The sequence below is a fragment of the Pseudomonas sp. GW821-FHT09C10 genome, from assembly GCF_059418085.1.
This window is the reverse complement of the sequence record NZ_JBWKPE010000021.1, coordinates 35,905-54,710: the sequence shown is the minus strand read 5'-3', so window position 1 is coordinate 54,710 and position 18,806 is coordinate 35,905. Positions and strand designations below refer to the sequence as shown.

At 62.5% G+C, this 18,806-nt stretch carries 17 protein-coding genes; 12 read left to right on the top strand and 5 right to left on the bottom strand.

Annotation, left to right across the window (positions count from 1 at the left end):
* Positions 1-2: 2 nt before the first annotated feature.
* Positions 3-608: a hypothetical protein gene (locus AC07OT_RS29225; RefSeq protein ID WP_495109718.1), complete on the bottom strand. Its 606-nt coding sequence runs from the start codon at positions 606-608 to the stop codon at positions 3-5.
* Positions 609-666: 58 nt separating this feature from the next.
* Positions 667-1,134 (bottom strand): PAS domain-containing protein, encoded by a 468-nt coding sequence (locus tag AC07OT_RS29220; RefSeq protein ID WP_495109717.1) that lies wholly within the window; start codon positions 1,132-1,134, stop codon positions 667-669.
* Positions 1,135-1,263: 129 nt separating this feature from the next.
* Here AC07OT_RS29220 and AC07OT_RS29215 point away from each other — a divergent pair, with 129 nt between their 5' ends.
* Entirely contained in the window at positions 1,264-1,719 is a 456-nt protein-coding gene (locus AC07OT_RS29215; protein ID WP_027607637.1) for a flavodoxin, read from the top strand.
* On the opposite strand, the gene AC07OT_RS29210 is transcribed toward AC07OT_RS29215, so the two are convergent.
* The gene (locus tag AC07OT_RS29210; RefSeq protein WP_495109716.1) at positions 1,700-2,596 is read right to left on the bottom strand and encodes a LysR substrate-binding domain-containing protein; all 897 of its coding nucleotides are present in this window, start codon (positions 2,594-2,596) and stop codon (positions 1,700-1,702) included. The two genes, AC07OT_RS29215 and AC07OT_RS29210, sit on opposite strands and share 20 nt — an antisense overlap.
* 98 nt (positions 2,597-2,694) lie before the next feature.
* Here AC07OT_RS29210 and AC07OT_RS29205 point away from each other — a divergent pair, with 98 nt between their 5' ends.
* From AC07OT_RS29205 to AC07OT_RS29170, 8 genes are all read left to right on the top strand, one after another.
* A complete protein-coding gene (locus AC07OT_RS29205) occupies positions 2,695-3,081 on the top strand; it encodes a CidA/LrgA family protein (RefSeq protein ID WP_495109715.1) in 387 nt (128 codons plus the stop codon).
* Positions 3,071-3,757 carry an LrgB family protein gene (locus AC07OT_RS29200; RefSeq protein ID WP_495109714.1) on the top strand — a complete coding sequence of 229 codons (687 nt, stop codon included), beginning with the start codon at positions 3,071-3,073 and terminating at the stop codon, positions 3,755-3,757. Before AC07OT_RS29205 ends, AC07OT_RS29200 begins: the two co-directional genes overlap by 11 nt.
* Positions 3,758-3,910: 153 nt before the next feature.
* Positions 3,911-4,693, top strand: coding sequence for a class II aldolase/adducin family protein (locus AC07OT_RS29195; RefSeq protein WP_495109713.1), 783 nt, complete (start codon positions 3,911-3,913; stop codon positions 4,691-4,693).
* Complete coding sequence (locus AC07OT_RS29190; protein WP_141155979.1) at positions 4,693-5,619, top strand: alpha/beta fold hydrolase; 927 nt, start codon at positions 4,693-4,695, stop codon at positions 5,617-5,619. Before AC07OT_RS29195 ends, AC07OT_RS29190 begins: the two co-directional genes overlap by 1 nt.
* Positions 5,620-5,765: 146 nt before the next feature.
* Positions 5,766-6,677 carry an SDR family oxidoreductase gene (locus AC07OT_RS29185; protein WP_074847598.1) on the top strand — a complete coding sequence of 304 codons (912 nt, stop codon included), beginning with the start codon at positions 5,766-5,768 and terminating at the stop codon, positions 6,675-6,677.
* Positions 6,678-7,159: 482 nt separating this feature from the next.
* The gene (locus tag AC07OT_RS29180) at positions 7,160-8,941 is read left to right on the top strand and encodes a DUF1302 domain-containing protein (protein WP_495109712.1); all 1,782 of its coding nucleotides are present in this window, start codon (positions 7,160-7,162) and stop codon (positions 8,939-8,941) included.
* Between the two features lie 29 nt (positions 8,942-8,970).
* Positions 8,971-10,329, top strand: a complete 1,359-nt coding sequence (locus AC07OT_RS29175) for a DUF1329 domain-containing protein (protein ID WP_027607629.1) — start codon at positions 8,971-8,973, stop codon at positions 10,327-10,329.
* A gap of 243 nt (positions 10,330-10,572) precedes the next feature.
* Entirely contained in the window at positions 10,573-13,074 is a 2,502-nt protein-coding gene (locus AC07OT_RS29170) for a LuxR C-terminal-related transcriptional regulator (protein WP_495109711.1), read from the top strand.
* Here the strand turns inward: AC07OT_RS29170 and AC07OT_RS29165 are convergent.
* Entirely contained in the window at positions 13,071-13,943 is an 873-nt protein-coding gene (locus AC07OT_RS29165) for a helix-turn-helix domain-containing protein (protein WP_495109710.1), read from the bottom strand. The genes AC07OT_RS29170 and AC07OT_RS29165 overlap by 4 nt on opposite strands.
* Positions 13,944-14,081: 138 nt before the next feature.
* On the opposite strand from AC07OT_RS29165, the gene AC07OT_RS29160 reads away from it, so the two are divergent.
* On the top strand, positions 14,082-14,993 hold the full coding sequence (locus AC07OT_RS29160) for a DMT family transporter (protein WP_495102762.1): 912 nt from the start codon (positions 14,082-14,084) through the stop codon (positions 14,991-14,993).
* Positions 14,994-15,058: 65 nt separating this feature from the next.
* On the opposite strand, the gene norR is transcribed toward AC07OT_RS29160, so the two are convergent.
* Positions 15,059-16,603, bottom strand: coding sequence for a nitric oxide reductase transcriptional regulator NorR (gene norR / locus AC07OT_RS29155; RefSeq protein WP_495109709.1), 1,545 nt, complete (start codon positions 16,601-16,603; stop codon positions 15,059-15,061).
* Positions 16,604-16,750: 147 nt separating this feature from the next.
* On the opposite strand from norR, the gene hmpA reads away from it, so the two are divergent.
* Both hmpA and AC07OT_RS29145 read left to right on the top strand, forming a co-directional pair.
* The gene (gene hmpA / locus AC07OT_RS29150) at positions 16,751-17,932 is read left to right on the top strand and encodes an NO-inducible flavohemoprotein (RefSeq protein WP_495109708.1); all 1,182 of its coding nucleotides are present in this window, start codon (positions 16,751-16,753) and stop codon (positions 17,930-17,932) included.
* Positions 17,933-18,098: 166 nt separating this feature from the next.
* Positions 18,099-18,605, top strand: a complete 507-nt coding sequence (locus tag AC07OT_RS29145; RefSeq protein WP_027607623.1) for a disulfide bond formation protein B — start codon at positions 18,099-18,101, stop codon at positions 18,603-18,605.
* The last annotated feature ends 201 nt before the right edge of the window (positions 18,606-18,806 follow it).

Below are 18,806 nucleotides of genomic sequence, written 5' to 3'. Positions count from 1 at the left end.
TTTCAGGCATGCATGTGCGGGTGGACCAGGCGGTGCTGGTGCAGGATGAACTGACGCAGACGCTCGGTTTCATCCGCATCGCTTTGACTCAAGCGGTAGGCAAACAAGCCCCGCGCCGTTTCCCGCTCGAACGCGCCGCGCAGCACGATGCGTTCGTAGCCCGACGGGCTGAACCACAGGGAAAAGGTTTTTGGCGGCTTGATCCGGCCGCGAATCTCCACCAGCACGCCCTTGAACGACACTTCATGCACCCACAGAGCGCTCGCAGTGCCCCGAATTTTCTCCAGAGCCACCGGCGTTTCAAGCGCCAGGCGCCACGGACGTATCATCGGCCCGTCTTCAAAAATACTCGGCACGCCCAAACGCAGATGCACCGCGTTGAACTCATCCTCCACCAGATGCAGGGGGAAGGTCAGTTGCTGGTTGTCGAACTGCGCCTGGATGGTGACATGGTCGTGGGCGGCGAGGCGGGTGAGCAAGTCGCGAATCTGCGCACCGCCGTTGACGGTCAGGCTCGACGAAGCATCCCGCAGGTTGAGTTGCGGGTTGTGCTGCATGTTCTGAATGAAATCCAGCTCATCCTGGGTCAGAAGCGCATTGCGTTGCATCGTGCTTGCTCAATGGAGAGTGCTAAAGTGCCATTATCCGCTCTTATCGCTGCACTTTCTAAATTTTGTTCAATCCGCTTGTCACTTTGAGCGCTGCCAGCTCGGCCTTGACCTGGGCCAGTTCGCTTTCCAACTGCGCAACACGCTGCTGGGCCTTGACCTGAAGCGTGACGTCCTTTTGTACTCCGACGAAATACGTCTGCTTGTCCGCGGCGTTGTAAACCGTTGAAAGCGACAGTTCGTTCCAGAAATGGCTGCCGTCCTTGCGGTAATTGCGCAGGGTTTCCCGGCAGGCACCGCCGTTCTCCAACGCGTCACGGATGGCCATCAGGGCCGGCTGGTCGCGGTCGCCGGATTGCAGGAAGCGGCAGTCCTGATAGAGGATTTCGTCGAGGGTGTAGCCGGTCAGCCGTTCGAATGCAGGGTTCACGTAGATCAGCGGCTTGTCCTTGCCTTCTCTTTCAGCGACGACGATGCCGTCGTTGGAAGCGTTGATCACCATTTGCATCAGCTTGGCGTTAATCATTGAGCGGTCCATGGCTTGTGGTTGGAGTGGGCAGTTTAAGACATGCCTTGAATCTTGCACGGCGGGCGCCGAAATATTTGCGCCAGCTGCTAATATCCCAGGCTTTCGCTCAACTACAGGATCAGATTGATGAAAGTCGCCATCCTTTCCGGCTCGGTGTACGGCACGGCTGAAGAAGTCGCGCGCCACGCCGCCGACCTCCTCAACAAGGCCGGCTTTGAGGCCTGGCACAATCCCCGTGCGACCTTGGCGGATGTACTAGCCTTCAGTCCGCAAGCCTTTCTGGCGGTGACCTCCACCACCGGCATGGGCGAATTGCCCGACAACCTGCAACCCCTGTATTCAACCATTCGCGACCAACTGCCCGCCGCTTGGCGCGGCCTGCCCGGCGCAGTGATCGGCCTGGGCGATGCCAGCTACGGCGATACCTTCTGTGGCGGTGGCGAGCAAATGCGCGAGCTGTTCGGCGAGTTGGGTGTGCGTGAAGTGCTGCCGATGCTGCGCCTGGACGCCAGCGAAAGCGTCACCCCGGAAGCCGACGCCGAGCCATGGCTGGCCGAGCTCGTCACTGCACTGCGCGCTTGACCGGAAACTCGCGTAACAACGCCAGCCAGGCCTGGGCGGCTCTCGACAGGTAGGCGCCCTCACGCCAGATAAAGGCAATGTCCCAGCGCAGGTAATCGGGCGCCTTCAACGTCAGGCGCACCACGCCAGGTCGCACCAGCCCACGGGCGACCACGCTGGGCAGCAGCACCACGCCTTGGCCGGCGGCCACCAAGGCTGCGAGGAAGTCCGCCTGGCCGCTGCGGCCGATTTCCTTCGGGGTAAAACCCAACTGCTGACACGCCTGCATCAGGCGGTCGTTAAGCACAAAGCTGCGCTGGTACATCAGGAACGGCGTGTCCGCCAATTCCTCAAGGCGCACCTGGGCGTTGTCCGCCAGGGGATGGTCAATCGGCAGCAGTGCGTCCAGGGGTTCATCGCAAAAGGCCTGCCAGGCAAACGCCGGGTCATTGGGTTTCAAGCTGCCGCCCACTTCCAGCTCACCGTTCAGGATGGCCTGTTCGATATTGCGGCTGCCGCCTTCCAGCAGTTGGATGGTGACGTTCGGGTAGCGCCGGCGGTACTCGGCAAATAGCCCGGCGAACAGCGTGTCACCCGCCAGCAGCGGCAGGCCCAGGCGCAACTCGCCGCGGGTGAGCTGCTGCATATCGTCCAGCTCGCTCAGCAGTTCGGCTTGCAGGCGCAACATGGCTTCGGCGCGTTGCAGTACGACCTGGCCGGCGGCGGTCAGGCGGATCTGCGAGCCGATGCGGTCGAGCAGCGGTGTGCCAAGGCTTTGCTCCAGTTGCGCCACCTGTTTGCTGACGGCGGACTGGCTGATATGCAGGGTTTTCCCCGCCTGGGTAAAGCCCCCTCGGTGGATCACTTCGACAAAGCTGCGCAGCTGTTTGAATTCCATCGGCCTGATTCCATTTTGGAATGGTTGGCAGTCTAACAATTCGCTGTGGGGATGGAAGGCCGCACTCTAAAATGGGGGCCTGCGAGGATCCAAAGCCCATGAAACGTTTTCCCTTCAAACACCTTGGTCGTTTGCTGACTGAACTGGTCGTGCTGCTCGCGATTTATCTGCTGGGCACCCACTTGGCGACCTGGCTGGCCTGGCCCATTCCCGGTGGCGTGGTGGGCCTGGGCCTGTTGCTGGCAACGTTCGCCAGCGGCCTGGTCAAACCGGCGGCACTGCAATTGGGCGCCGGGGTGTTGATGGCCGAGATGCTGCTGTTCTTCATCCCGGCCCTGATGAGCCTGCTCGATTACGGCGGCCTGCTGCGCAACGATGGCTGGCGCATCCTGTTGGTGATCGGCTTGAGCACGCTGGCGGTGATGCTGGTCACGGCGTTTACGGTGGAAGCGGTGTGCCGCTGGAGTTTGCGCCATGAAGCTTGAGCTGATGCCGCTGTTCTGGCTCGCCTTGACCCTGGGCGCCTACGTGTTCAGCCGCTGGCTCTACCGGCGTACCGGGCGCTACCTGCTGTCGCCGCTGATCCTGGTGCCGGCACTGTTGTTGGCGGTGGCCGTGCCGATGCACACCGCCTATGCCGAATACGCCACCGACACCCACTGGCTGATGCTGGTGCTGGGCCCGGTGACCGTGGCGTTTGCCGTGCCGATCTGGCAGCAACGCCGCTTGCTGGCGCGGCACTGGCCGGCGTTGCTGCTGGGTATGGTGGCGGGCAGTGTGGCGTCGATCGCGACCTCGTTCGGCCTGGCGAAGGCACTGGCGCTGGACGGTGCGGTGACGATGTCGCTGGTGCCGCGCTCGATCACCACACCGTTCGCCATGCCGGTGTCTTCCGACCTGGGCGGCGTGCCGGAGCTGACGGCGGTGTTCGTGATGTTCACCGGTGTGTTCGGCGCCATGCTCGGCGGTGTATTGCTCAAATGGCTGCCGCTGCGGACACCCCTGGCACGTGGCGCGTTGTTTGGCGTGGGCGCCCACGGTGCGGGTGTCAGCCGCGCCCATGAAGTGGGTGGCGAAGAGGGCTCGGTCGCCGGTCTGGTGATGGTGTTGACGGGGTTGCTCAACCTGTTTGCCGTGCCTTTTCTGGCGGCGCTTCTATGACGCGCTTTAAACAAACTTCAACTATTCTCTGAACTGACCCGCTCGGTCATCAAGCTGGCTGCCAAGGCAACTCCGGCGGCCATGAGGTCTGACTAGACTGGCCCATCACACAAAAAAACAACAATAAGACAGTGCGCCAAGGAGGTCATCGCCGTGAGCCTAGCCCCCGTTCTATCGCCGCAGAATGTCAAAGACCAGGTCAGCGCTGCCGAATGGCAGACCCGCGTCGACCTGGCGGCCTGTTATCGCCTGGTGGCGCTGCATGGCTGGGATGACCTGATCTTCACCCATATCTCGGCCAAGGTGCCGGGCACCGATGACTTCCTGATCAACCCCTACGGGCTGATGTTCCACGAGATCACCGCGTCGAGCCTGGTCAAGGTCGACCTGGCCGGCAACAAACTGATGGACAGCCCCTACGACATCAATCCGGCGGGCTACACCATCCACAGTGCCATCCATGAAGTTCGCCATGATGTGACGTGCGTGCTGCATACCCACACGGCTGCGGGTGTGGCCGTCGCTGCACAGCAGCAGGGCGTGTTGCCCATCAGCCAGCAATCGCTCTTCGTGCTGTCGAGCCTGGCCTATCACGCCTACGAAGGCGTGGCCTTGAACCACGAAGAAAAAGCCCGCCTGCAGGCCGACCTCGGGGATAGCAATTTCCTGATGCTGCACAACCATGGCCTGCTGACCTGCGGCAGTACCATTGCCGACACCTTTCTGATGATGTTCACCTTCCAGCGTGCCTGCGATATTCAGGTGCTGGCGCAGAGTGGCGGCGCCGAATTGATCGCCATCGGGCCGCAGATTCTTGCCGGTGCCAAGGCGATGGTGGCGGCTGTTACAAAGAGCGCCCAAGGCATGGGCGGCGCGCTGGCCTGGCCGGCCTTGCTGCGCAAATTGGACCTGCAAGACTCAGGGTATAACCGCTGATGCCACTCGCCGAAATCCCGCTCAGAGTCTGGCGCAAGCGTGGCCAGGATTTCGTCTTTCGCGGCCGTACCCTTCGCTATTGGGTGGCCGGGCAGGGCGAACCGCTGCTGCTGATCCATGGCTTCCCCACGGCCAGTTGGGACTGGCATTACCTATGGCAACCCCTGGCCCAGCGGCACCTGGTGATCGCCTGCGACATGCTCGGCTTCGGTGACTCGGCCAAGCCGCTGGACCACGATTATTGCCTGCTGGAGCAGGCGGACTTGCAACAGGCCCTGCTCGAACACTTGCGAGTGGAACAGCCGGTGCATGTGTTGGCCCACGACTACGGTGATAGCGTCGCCCAGGAACTCCTGGCCCGGCACTACGAAGGCCGGTTTGAGATGGCCAGCTGTGTGTTCCTCAATGGCGGGTTGTTCCCCGAAACCCATCGCCTGGCGCTGGTGCAAAAACTCTTGCTCAGCCCCTTGGGCTGGATGATCGGCCGCGCCTTTGGGCGCAGTGCCTTGTCTGATAGTTTCGGCCAGATATTCGGCCCCGACACCCGGCCCAGTGAAAGTGCCCTGGATGATTTCTGGAGCCTGATCAATGCCAACGGCGGCACGCGCATCCTGCACAAACTGATCGCCTACGTCCCCCAGCGCCGTCGCCTGCGTGATCGCTGGGTCGGCGCGATGCAGCGCGGCGAAGTGCCGTTGCGGGTGATCGACGGCGAAGTGGACCCGATCTCCGGCGCGCATATGGTCGAGCGTTACCAGCAACTGGTGCCCGACGCCGACACGGTGTTGCTGGCCAATATCGGCCACTACCCGCAGATCGAGGCGCCGGTGCAGGTGCTCAGGCACTACCAGGCCTTTCGTGATCGGCTCGGGCAGCCCGTGGTGTGGCAGGGGGCTTGCCCCCGATGGCAGAGTGTCAGTCACTGAATGCGCTGACTGACACTCTGCCATCGGGTCATCTTCATCATCCCCCAGCCTTATCGAGCACCATTCAGCCTCCGCCGTATTTATTGTGACCGCAGGCGCGTTGCCGGACACTCGAACCATTCCCATTGTCGCCAGCGGAGTTTGGTATGAGTGAGTCAGTGCAGTTCCAGGATAAGGTCGTGATCGTCACCGGTGCCGGCGGCGGATTGGGCCGGGCCCATGCGCTGCTGTTCGCCAGGCACGGGGCCAAGGTCCTGGTCAACGACCTCGGCGGTTCTACCCAGGGCGAGGGCGCCAATGCCTCCGCCGCCGACCGGGTGGTCGCCGAGATTCGTGCTGCGGGTGGTGTCGCCGAGGCCAACCATGACTCTGTCACCGACGGTGACAAGATCGTCCAGAACGCCCTCGACGTTTTCGGCCGCATCGACGTAGTGGTCAACAACGCCGGCATCCTGCGTGACAAAACCTTCCACAAAATGGACGACGCCGACTGGGACCTGGTTTACCGCGTGCATGTCGAAGGTGCCTACAAAGTCACCCGCGCTGCCTGGCCCCACCTGCGTGAGCAAGGTTACGGCCGGGTGATCTTCACCGCGTCCACCTCGGGCATCTACGGCAATTTCGGCCAGTCCAACTACGGCATGGCCAAGCTCGGGCTGTACGGCCTGACCCGCACCCTGGCCCTGGAAGGGCGCAAGAACAACATCCTGGTCAATGCGATTGCCCCTACCGGCGGTACGCGCATGACCGAAGGCCTGATCCCGCCGCAAGTGTTCGAGCGCCTCAAGCCGGAACTGGTCAGCCCGCTAGTGGTGTACCTGGGCAGCGAAGCGTGCCAGGAAACGTCCGGGCTGTTCGAGGTGGGTGGCGGCTGGATCGGCAAGACCCGCTGGGAACGCAGCCTGGGCGTGGGCTTCGACCCTGAAGCCGGGTTCTCCCCCGATGATGTGGCGGCGCATTGGGCGCAGATCTGCGACTTTGAAGGCGCAGCCCACCCCAACGACAACATCGAAGCGTTGAAGGAGATGATGGCGAACTTGCAGAAGTACAGCCTGTGATCGTTGCTTGAAAAAGCTTGAATCCCACGGGGCGCTGATGGCGCCCCGTTTTATTTCAGGCAAAAAAAAGCCGCTGCAAACGCAGCGGCTGAAGTAAGACGTTGGATCAAGGAGCGACAAATCAACGTCAGTGAACACGGGTAACAGATTGAAAAAAGGCATCAATCCATTCAAGTCTGGCTGTTCTTCCCGAGGGGGAAGCGGGCTGTTTGCCCTGAAAGCCAAGCAAGAATAGTCGGTTGTTACAAAATGAGTAATCCCGATTCATGACAAGGACTGTTACTGAAATCGCAACAGTTTCAGGGCAAGCCATCCATTCCCCTGATAACCCGCCATCCACCCAATCCATGGGCCCGCCCGCACCCCGGCCAGAGCGGCTTGTCATCCTTTCGAGCGATAGAGCGAATCCCTCCTTGGTGCGCTTATCGCTCCTGATGCGCGGCAGTAGGGTGAGGCCTTCTGTCACTCACCGGGGAAGACGCATGACAAAAACAACAATGCGCGCCATCTTCACGCCACAGGCGCTGGCCGCTGCGGTTGCGTTGGGTTGCTGTGCCCAGGCACAGGCTGTTTCCTTCAACATTGGCGAGATCGAAGGGCAATTCGACTCCTCGCTGTCGGTCGGCTCGAGCTGGGGCATGCGCGATGCCGATAAAAAACTCGTGGGCACCGTCAATGGCGGTACGGGGCAGGCTTCCACGGGGGATGACGGGCGTCTCAACTTCAAGAAGGGCGAGACCTTCTCCAAGATCTTCAAAGGCCTGCATGACCTGGAGCTGAAGTACGGCGATACCGGTGTGTTCGTGCGCGGCAAATACTGGTACGACTTCGAACTCAAGGACGAAGACCGCGAGTTCAAGCAGATCAGCGACCACAATCGCAAGGAAGGTGCCAAGTCCAGCGGCGCGCAGATCCTCGATGCGTTCGTCTACCACAACTACTCCCTGGGCGACCTGCCGGGCACCGTGCGTGCCGGCAAGCAGGTGGTCAGTTGGGGCGAAAGTACCTTCATCGGCAACTCCATCAACAGCATCAACCCGATTGACGTGTCGGCGTTCCGTCGGCCCGGTGCTGAGATCAAGGAAGGGCTGATCCCGGTCAACATGCTGTTCGCGTCCCAGAGCCTGACCAACCAACTGACCGTGGAAGGCTTCTACCAGATGGAGTGGGACCAGACGGTGCTGGATAACTGCGGCACCTTCTTTGGCGGTGACGTGGCGGCGGATGGCTGTACCGGCAACTACACGGTGGGTAGTCCGGCGATTGCACCGCTCCAACCGATCGCAGCGGCTCGCGGCCAAGGCTTTGTGGTGACCCGCGAAGGCGTGGTGGTGCAGCGTGCCGGTGACCGCGATGCACGGGACTCCGGCCAATTCGGTGCAGCCTTGCGCTGGCTGGGCGATGACACGGAGTACGGCCTGTACTTCATGAACTACCACAGCCGCACGCCGACTGTGGGCACGATTACCGCCAACACCAATCTGGCGACCATCGGTGGTATCGCGGCGGCAGCTCCGGCGGGCTTCGGTTCGGCCCTGGCCCAGAGCACCATGCTTGGCCGTGGCCAGTACTACCTCGACTATCCGGAAGACATCCGCCTGTTCGGCGCCAGCTTCTCCACCACCTTGCCCACCGGCACGGCGTGGACCGGCGAGATCAGCTACCGCCCGAATGCACCGGTGCAGCTCAACACCACTGACTTGACCCTGGCCCTGATCAACCCGATTGCCGGCAATGCGGCATCGCCGATCCGTTCCTCCTTCGGCACCGACAACAAGGGCTACCGCCGCAAGGAAATCACCCAGATCCAAAGCACCATGACTCAGTTCTTCGACCAGGTGCTGGGCGCTGAACGCTTGACCCTGGTGGGCGAAGCGGCCGTGGTGCATGTGGCCGGCCTGGAGGATAAATCCAAGCTGCGTTACGGCCGCGACTCGGTGTACGGCGCCTATGGTTTCCAGGGTGACACCGACGGTTTCGTCACCTCCACCTCCTGGGGCTACCGCGCGCGGGCGATCCTCGACTACAACAATGCGATTGCTGGGGTGAACCTCAAGCCCAACCTGTCCTGGTCCCATGACGTGGCCGGCTACGGGCCCAACGGGATCTTCAATAAAGGCGCCAAGGCCATCAGCGTCGGCGTGGATGCGGACTATCGCAGCACCTACACCGCCAGCCTCAGTTACACCGACTTCTTTGGCGGCGACTACAACACCCTGACCGACCGCGACTTCCTCGCCCTCAGCTTCGGCGTGAACTTCTGATTTGGCTTAAAAAAGAAGGACAAGAATCCATGCGTAAGACAATTGCAGTATTGGCCCTCAGCCTGTTGGCTTCCCACGTGATGGCGGCGGTGTCGCCGGAAGAGGCGGCCAAGCTGGGCACCACCCTGACACCGGTCGGCGCCGAAAAAGCCGGCAACGCCGATGGCTCGATCCCGGCGTGGACCGGCGGTATCCCGAAAAACGCCGGCGCGGTAGACAGCAAAGGCTTCCTCGCCGACCCGTTCGCCAATGAAAAACCGCTGTTCGTGATCACCGCCGCCACGGTGGACAAGTACAAGGACAAACTCTCCGACGGCCAGGTGGCGATGTTCAAGCGCTACCCCGAGACCTACAAGATCCCGGTGTACCCGAGCCACCGTACGGTCAACCTGCCACCGGACATCTACGAGTCGATCAAGCGCAGCGCGCTGAACGTCAAGACGATCAACGACGGCAACGGCCTGGAAAACTTCACCGGCAACCGGTACTACGCTTTCCCGATTCCCAAGAATGGCGTGGAAGTGCTGTGGAACCACATCACCCGCTACCACGGTGGCAACCTGCGCCGCATCATCACCCAGGCCACCCCGCAGACCAATGGCAGCTACACGCCGATCCGCTTCGAGGAGGAAGTGGCGGTGCCCCAGGCGATTCCCGATATCGACCAGGCCAAGGCGGCCAACGTGCTGAGCTATTTCAAGCAATCGGTGACCGCCCCGGCGCGCCTGGCGGGTAACGTGCTGCTGGTGCACGAGACCCTCGACCAGGTGAAGGAGCCGCGCCTGGCCTGGATCTACAACGCCGGCCAGCGCCGCGTGCGCCGCGCGCCGCAAGTGTCCTATGACGGCCCGGGCACCGCGTCCGACGGCCTGCGCACCACCGACAACTTCGACATGTTCTCCGGCGCCCCCGACCGCTATGACTGGAAGCTGGTGGGCAAGAAAGAGATGTACATCCCCTACAACAGCTACAAGCTCGATTCGCCGTCGCTCAAGTACGACGACATCATCAAGGCCGGTCATATCAACCAGGACCTGACCCGTTACGAACTGCACCGCGTGTGGGAAGTGGTCGGCACGGTCAAGCCGAGCGAGCGGCACATCTACGCCAAGCGCCACATGTACATCGACGAAGACAGCTGGCAAGTCGCGCTGGTGGATCACTACGACGGTCGTGGCCAACTGTGGCGCGTCGCCGAAGGCCATGCGCAGTTCTACTACGACCACCAGGTGCCGGCCTACACCGTCGAGACCCTGTACGACATCATTGCCGGGCGCTACATCGCACTGGGCATGAAGAACGAGGAGAAGAGCAGCTTCGTGTTCGGCTTTGCGGCCAAGGCAGCGGACTACACCCCGGCGGCGTTGAGGGCTGAAGGCGTGCGCTGATCCCAATATGAAATGCAACCAAATGTGGGAGGGGGCTTGCCCCCGATGGCGGTGTATCAGTCAACCAATCCAGTGACTGACAGTCCCTCATCGGGGGCAAGCCCCCTCCCACAGTGGGTTTTGTACACATGGGGTTCTGTGCATGGCCCTCAATCACCCCGCTGAATACTTCTTCAACAACCACCCGCCACAGGACTAGGGTAAGCACCAAGTTGCATAACAATAAAAAAGCAGGATGCAGCAATGACTGCCATGACACGCTGCCTGGACCGTCCTGGATTCATGCCCCGGCTGTCCGCTCACCATCTGCTGCGCCCACGCCTGGCCGAACCGTTGCTGACGGACCAGGCCAGGGTCAAATTACTCTGCGCCCCCGGCGGCAGTGGCAAGAGCGCACTGCTCGCCGAATGTGCGTTGCAGGCGCCAGCGGGTTGCCAGGTGTACTGGTTGCCCCTCAATGGCGCGGTGCTCAGCCCCCTCGACCTGTGCCTGCGGCTGGCGCAAAACCTGGGCCTGACGTTTACCGATGAAGCCACCTTGTTGCTCGACCTCAGCCGCTGGCAGGCCTCGGCGTGGCTGTTCCTCGATGATTTTTGCCGCTTGCCCACGCCCGACACCGACGCCTTGCTTGACCGCCTGCTCACCGCCAGCAGCCCGGCCCTGAGCTGGTGGCTGGGCGCACGACGGCGACCGGCGTGCAACTGGCCGCGCCTGCTGCTCGACGATGAGTTGCTCGAATGTGGCGCCGAACTGGCCTTCAGCCCTGGGGAGATCCAGCAACTGCTCAGCCATGCACCCGGGCATTCGGTCGACAGCGTGCAGCAGTTCAGCGCCGGTTGGTGCGCGGGTGTGCGCATCGCCCTGCTGGGGGATGGGCACCCCGACAGAACCTTGCTCGACTACCTGCAACACGAACTGTTCAGCACACTGCCGCCGGAGCTGGCGGAGGCCTGGCGCGTGCTGGCCCATCTGCCGCGCTTCAACGCCGGCCTGTGCGAGCACTTGTTCGGCGCGGGGGACGGTGACCAGTACCTGAGGGATCTGCAGGTGCTCGGCGCGTTTATCCAGCCGTGGGAAGACACCGACTGGCTGCAGGTTTTTCCGCCCCTGGCGCAGCTGATGCAAAACGAACCCTGGCCGGCCAAACGCTCCTGGCATCGCCGCGCCTGCCAATGGTTCTGCGCCGAACAGGACTGGCAGGCCGCCTTCGAACAGGCGCTGCTGGCCGAAGAATATGAAATGGCGGTGAGCCTGTTGCAGCATTTCAGTTTCGAGGACCTGTTCCGCCAGCAGAACGCCGTCTTGCTGTTGCACCTGCATGAGCAGCATGGCGATGAATTGATGCTCGGCTCGGCACAACTGGTGGGGCTGGTGACGGCGGCGTTGCTGTTTGCCGGGCGCTTCGAACAGGCAGCGGTGTGCATCGATCAACTGGCCCGGTTTGCCCCGCAACCGACGGCGGCGCAGCAGCGGTATTTGTTGGCGCGCTGGCAGGCGCAATGGGGCTGGCTGCTGCATCTGAGCGGCGATGCCGAGGGCTCGCGCCTGCATTTTCTGGAGGCGCTGCAAGCCTTGCCCGACAGCGCGTGGACCTCGCGGCTGATGTGCCTGTCGGGCCTGACCCAGCAGGCCTTGTTGCGCGGCGAACTGGACGTGGCCCAAAGCCTGAACCGCGAAGCGCTGTGCCTGGCGCGCGCCCAGGGTTCGTTGCTGCTGGAGGCGCTGCTTGAACTGGATCACGCTCAACTGCTGGAACAACGCGGGGCACCGTACCGGGCCCAGAGCCTGCTGGAAAATGTACAGGCCATGTTGCTTGAACAGCGGCTCAAGGCCGGCCCCTTGGTGGGGCGTATCGCCTTGCGACGCGGGCACCTGGCCTTGCGCCAGGGTCAGGACAGCCTGGCCGCCGAGTGTTTCGACACGGGCTTGAAGATGTGCCTGCACAGCCAGGACAAACGCGTGCTCTACGGCTTTCTCGGCCTGGCACTGTTGGCTGCCAACCGTGGCGATTACGCCCAGGCCTTTGTCCAGTTGCGTGAGGCCGAGCGGCTGATGCAGCAACGCCAGGTGCCGGACACGGTGTACCGCGCGGTGCTGCTGTTGGTCAGCGGGCACTTCTGGTTGCAGCAGGGGCGCGCCGAATTGACCGTGGAAGCGGTGCGCCGCGTGCTGCGTCACTTCCGTGGGCCCCAGGCCAAACAAGCACCGCCGGCGACCCTGGAACTGATCCCGCGTCTTGAATACCTGTTGGTGCTGGCGGAGGTGAAGCTGGGCTGCGCCGAGCAACCGCTGGAACGGCTCCACGCCTTGCTGCAAGCCACCCATCAGCGCGGCATGCTGTGCCTGGAAATCGAACTGCACCTGGTGCTGGGCGAAGTCGCCTGGCAGTTGGGTGATCCGGCCTTGGCGCGCCGCTCTCTGCAAGCCGGCCTGGAGCTGGCGGCGCGTTGCCAGGTGCAGCAAGCGATTCGCGAATTGCGTCTACGCGCGCCGGGACTGCTGAGTGAGCTGGGCCTGGAGCCTCAGGCATCAACCCCGGGCACGGTGGAAAGCCCCTTGAGCCAGCGTGAGCTGGAAGTGTTGCAACTGATCGCCCTCGGCAGTTCCAACCTGGAGATCGCCGACCGCCTGTTTATCTCCCTGCACACCGTCAAGACCCACGCGCGGCGCATTCACAGCAAGCTTGGCGTAGAGCGGCGTACCCAGGCGGTGGCCAAGGCCAAGACCTTGGGCCTGATGGTTTAGATGAACGCCTGACGGTATTCGCCGGGCGTGGCGCCCACGGCCTGGCGGAAGCGATGGGTAAAGTGGCTGGCGCTGGAAAAACCGCACAGCAAGGCAATCTCGCCCAACGGCAGGGCGCCGCCACGCAGCAGGCTCTGCGCGCGGGTCAGCCGGCGCGCCAGCAGGTACTGATGGGGCGGCAGGCCGAAGCTTTGGCGAAACATCCGTGCGAAATGGTACTCCGACAGTGCGCACAACCCAGCCAGTTGCCCAAGGCTGATGGGCTCCTCCAAGTGCTGGTCGATGTAGTCCACCAGCAACCGTCGTTGGTAGGCGGCCAGCCCGCCTTTCAACCGCAGGCCTTCGCGGGCGCCCACCTGGCTGAGCAGGGTGTGGCTGAGCATTTCATGGGCGAGGCTGCTGGTGAGCAGGCGTTCGGCGGGTTCATCCCAGTTGAGGGCGATCAACTGGTGGAAGCGTCGGGCCAGGCGCTGGTCTTCCAGGAAGGTACTTTCCCGCAGCTCCAGCGTGCGCGGTTCGCGGTCAAGCAGGGTAACGCAGCCCAGGGCAAATTGTTCCGGGCTGAAATACACATGGGCCAGGCGAATCTCACCGTTGATCACCCAGGCCGATTGGTGCTCGGCAGGCAGGATGCACAGCTTGTCGGGGCCGCCCTTGTTGCCCGGACGGTCGCGCCGAAACGTGCCGGTGCCGCCACCGACATAGCAGGACAAGGTGTGATGGCTGGGCGCCTGGTAGTCCTGGGAATCGTGATGGTTGCTCCACAAGGCTGCGGACAAGCCGTCACCGAGCTCGGCGCAGGCTTCCAGGCGTGCGTTGGGCGAGCGGTTAAGGGCTTGGAAGACTTGCAGGGATTCCAGGTCTGGCATGGTGTGTGTTCTCCGACGCCTTGCATCCTACTCCGCGCGGTTGGCGCTGTGATCCCATCGCCCGACAAAAGCGCAAGATTGTGCAAGAGCCTTGCCCGGGTTGAAGGCGACACTGTGGCTCAATCGATGGAGCCCGCTATGAACCTTTCCCTATATTTACTCACCGTGCTGATCTGGGGCACCACCTGGATCGCCCTCAAATGGCAATTGGGTGTGGTGGCGATTCCCGTGTCCATCGTCTACCGCTTCGGCCTGGCGGCCCTGGTGTTGTTTGCGTTGTTGCTGGTCAGTCGCAAGTTGCAGGTGATGAACCGGCGCGGGCACCTCATCTGCCTGGCCCAGGGGCTGTGCCTTTTCTGTGTCAACTTCATGTGCTTTCTCACGGCCAGCCAATGGATCCCCAGCGGCCTGGTGGCGGTGGTGTTTTCCACGGCCACGCTGTGGAATGCGCTGAACGCCCGGGTGTTTTTCGGCCAGCGGGTGGCACGCAATGTGTTGATGGGCGGTGGCCTGGGCTTGGCCGGCTTGGGCCTGCTGTTCTGGCCGGAGCTGGTGGGGCATGCCGCCAGTCCGCAGACCTTGCTGGGGTTGGGGTTGGCGTTGCTGGGGACGATGTGTTTCTCGGCGGGCAATATGCTCTCGAGCCTGCAGCAGAAGGCCGGTCTGAGGCCGCTGACCACGAATGCCTGGGGCATGTTGTATGGTTCGTTGATGCTGGCGACCTACTGCGTGGTGCGCGGCATTCCGTTTGAGATGGACTGGAGCGCACGTTACATCGGTGCGTTGTGGTACCTGGTGATTCCGGGTTCGGTGATCGGGTTTACCGCGTACCTGACCTTGGTCGGGCGCATGGGGCCGGAGCGTGCGGCGTATTGCACGGTGCTGTTCCCGGTGGTGGCGCTGAATGTGTCGGCGTTTGCCGAAGGCTACCAGTGGACCGCGCCGGCGTTGGCGGGGTTGGTGCTGGTGATGCTGGGGAATGTGTTGGTGTTTCGTAAGCCTAAGGTGGCTCAGCCGGTGAATCCGATCCTTCAGGCAAAGCAGGTCTAGTGTGGGAGGGGGCAAGCTCCCTCCCACATTTCCTGCATTTCTCACATTTGACCGAGTTGTCTGGTTTATTTGAGCCCTAAACGCTTGGCCATCCGGCCGAGGTTGGCGCGGTCCAGGCCCAGTTCGCGGGCGGCGCCGGCCCAGTTGTGCTGGTGGCGTTCCAGGCAGGCGTTGATGACTTGGCGCTGGTAGTCCTCGGTGGCCTGGCGCAGGTCACCGGTGACGGCCAGGGCGGTTTCTGCCGCTGCTTCGATCACCGGCGTGCTGACGTCGGGCAAGTCCAGGTCCTGGGCGCTCAGGCTCAGAATCTTCGGGCGTTCGCGACAGTTGCCCAGGGCTTTCAGCGCGCTGCGGCCGATCAAATGTTCCAGCTCCCGCACATTGCCCGGCCAGTTATAGGCCAGCAGCGCCGCCTGGGCATCGCTGGTCAGGCGCAGGCTGCCCAGGCCCATGCGTGAGCGGTTCTGCTCGAGGAAGAAGCCGGCGAGCAGCAACACATCACGCCCGCGCTCGCGCAGGGCCGGCACTTGCAACGGGTACACGCTCAGGCGGTGGTAGAAGTCGGCGCGGTAGCGGCCGTTGCGCACTTCGTCGGCGAGGTCGCGGTTGGTGGCGGCGATCAGGCGCACGTCCACCTGGTGTTCCTTGTCCGAGCCCAGGCGCTGCAACTGGCCGCTTTGCAATACCCGCAGCAACTTGGCCTGCACAGTCAGCGACAGTTCGCCCACCTCATCCAGAAACAGCGTGCCGCCATTGGCCAGCTCGAACTTGCCGCGCCGTTCATTCAGCGCGCCGGTGAAGGCGCCACGCACATGGCCGAACAACTCGCTTTCCACCAGGGTTTCCGGCAGGGCCGCGCAGTTGAGGCTGATCAGTGGTTTGTCCGCCCGGGACGACGCCGCGTGAATGGCCTGGGCCACCAGTTCCTTGCCCACCCCGGTTTCGCCGGTGATCAGCACCGTGAGGTCGCTGCCACCCACCAGCTTGATTTCCTCCACCAGGCGCTTGTGGGTTTTACTCTGGCCGATCATTTCCTTGTGCTGCTGGCCGCTGGCCTGGCGGTAGATCTCGGCGCGCTGGTGTTCGTCTTCGGCGCGCAACGCCAGGCGTTCGATACGTTCGGCCACGTTGACGGTGGCGGCGGCGAGGCTGGCGAAGGCTTGAAGGGCGTCCAGTTCCACGCGTTCGAAGCGTTCGGTGTCCAGCGCGTCCAGGGTCAACAGGCCCCAGGGCAGGTCGTCGACAAACAGCGGGCAGCCCATGCAGTCGTGGACTTCCAGGTGGCCGTGCACGCCATCGACCAGGCCGTCGTAGGGATCGGGCAATTCGCTGTCACTGTCAAAGCGTGTGGGCCCAGGGCTGCTGAGCAACACGGCGAAGCGCGGATGTTCGCTGACCTTGAAGCGGCGGCCCAGGGTGTCCGCGCTCAAGCCATCCACCGCCAGCGGCACCAGCGACTCGCCGTCCAGGCGCAGCAGGGCGGCCGCATCACACGGCAACAGGGCGCGCATGGCTTGCAGCAGGCGTCGATAGCGTTCGCCTTCGGGCAGTTCCCGCGACAGGTCGGCGACCAGCGGCAGCAGGGTGGTGAGCAGCGAATGTGCAGTCATAATGACTCCTTGTGGTCCTTATGACTATAAGGTGTAGGAGGTCATACTGACTACATAATGTTCAACCTATTGAAATTAAAGGATTTATTAGTTGGCATGAATGCTGAGTAGCTAAGGGCAATCAGTAAAGAAGCCCAGGAGGCTCCCATGCTTAGTGCCCAAGACCGTGCCATCGTCAAATCCACCGTGCCCCTGCTGGAAAGCGGCGGTGAAGCGCTGATCACCCATTTCTACCGCATGATGCTCTCCGAGTACCCTGAGGTTCGCCCGCTGTTCAACCAGGCTCACCAGGCCAGCGGTGACCAGCCCCGGGCCCTGGCCAATGGCGTATTGATGTACGCGCGGCATATCGACCAGCTCGACCAACTGGGCGACCTGGTGGCGAAGATCATCAACAAGCACGTGGCCTTGCAGATCCTGCCGGAGCATTACCCGATCGTGGGCGCTTGCCTGCTGCGGGCGATTTCCGAGGTGCTGGGCAGTGAGATCGCCACCCCTGAGGTGATGAATGCCTGGGGCGCCGCGTACGGCCAACTGGCGGACATCCTGATCGGTGCCGAAGCCGCTATTTACACAGAGAAAGCCCAGGCCCCCGGCGGCTGGCGCGGTGCGCGGGCGTTTACCCTGGTCAAGCGGGTGGAGGAGAGCGCCGAGATCACTTCCTTCTATTTCGCGCCGGCGGACAACGGGGCGATCCTCGCGGCCGCGCCGGGCCAATACATCGGCATGAGGCTGGTGCTCGACGGTGAGGAAGTGCGCCGCAACTATTCACTGTCGGCGTTGAGTGATGGGGGTGAATACCGCATCAGCGTCAAGCGCGAGGCCGGCGGGCGGGTTTCCAATCACCTGCATGACCAGTTGCAGGTCGGTGCGACGATTGACCTGTTTCCGCCGTCGGGCGAGTTCACCCTGGCGGCCAGCGATAAGCCGCTGGTGCTGATCAGCGGCGGAGTAGGGATCACCCCAACCTTGCCGATGCTGGAGGCCGCACTGGCCACCGAGCGCCCGGTGCACTTTATCCACTGCGCGCGCAATGGCGGGGTGCATGCGTTCCGCGATTGGGTGGATGCACTGGCGGCCAAGCACCCGCAGCTCAAGCGCTTTTATTGCTATGCCGAGGACGACGGCGTGAGCCCGGCGGCGGATAAAGTCGGTCTGTTGAGCCAGGAGCAACTGGCGGCGTGGTTGCCGGAGCAGCGTGACATGGATGCGTACTTCCTGGGACCTAAAGGCTTCATGGCGGCGATCAAGCGCCACCTCAAGGCTCTGGGCGTACCCGAAAAGCAAAGTCGCTACGAATTCTTCGGCCCGGCGGCTGCCTTGGAATAAGACCTGAAGGTTCACACTGTTCAAAATAATGTGGGAGGGGGCTTGCCTCTCCCACATTTGGATCTCTGTTCCTCTCGATTAATCCCCTGTTAACCCCTCTCTGTTTAAACCACTCTCTGTGTGTAAACTTGCGGCCATTGGCACAACCAAACAAAGGGATACGGGGATGAGTGACGAATTGCGTTTAGGCAGGGAGCGGCGCTTTCTGGTGTTGCTGGGCATCATCTGCCTGGCGCTGATCGGTGGAGCGTTGTACATGCAGGTGGTGTTGGGCGAGGCGCCGTGCCCGTTGTGCATCCTGCAACGCTATGCCTTGCTGTTGATTGCGATCTTCGCGTTCATCGGTGCCGCCATGCGCACCAAGGGCGCCCTCACGCTGTTCGAAGGCCTGGTGGTACTCAGCGCTCTCGGCGGGGTGGCCGCGGCCGGTCACCATGTGTACACCCAATTCTTCCCGCAGGTGAGCTGCGGCGTCGATGTGCTGCAACCTATCGTCGACGACCTGCCCCTGGCCAAGGTCTTCCCGCTGGGCTTCCAGGTCGATGGCTTCTGCAGCACCCCGTACCCGCCGGTGCTGGGCCTGTCTTTGGCGCAATGGGCGCTGGTGGCGTTCGTGCTGACGGTCATCCTGGTGCCCCTGGGTATCTATCGTAATCGCCGCCACAAAGGCTGAACCCATCAGTGAAACGCCCCGGTCTTTCCTCAAGGTAGGCCGGGGCGTTTTTGCATGTAGGCTTTTGTGAACAGAGCGTGACGCCGGACAATTTTGGCTGCGCGCAGTGTGCGACATGTTGTCACACGGAAGCCGCCGCAGGACGTTTCTGACCCGCCAAACCAACGCTTAAATTTGCAAAAAGCCTCCAGGATGTGCTGT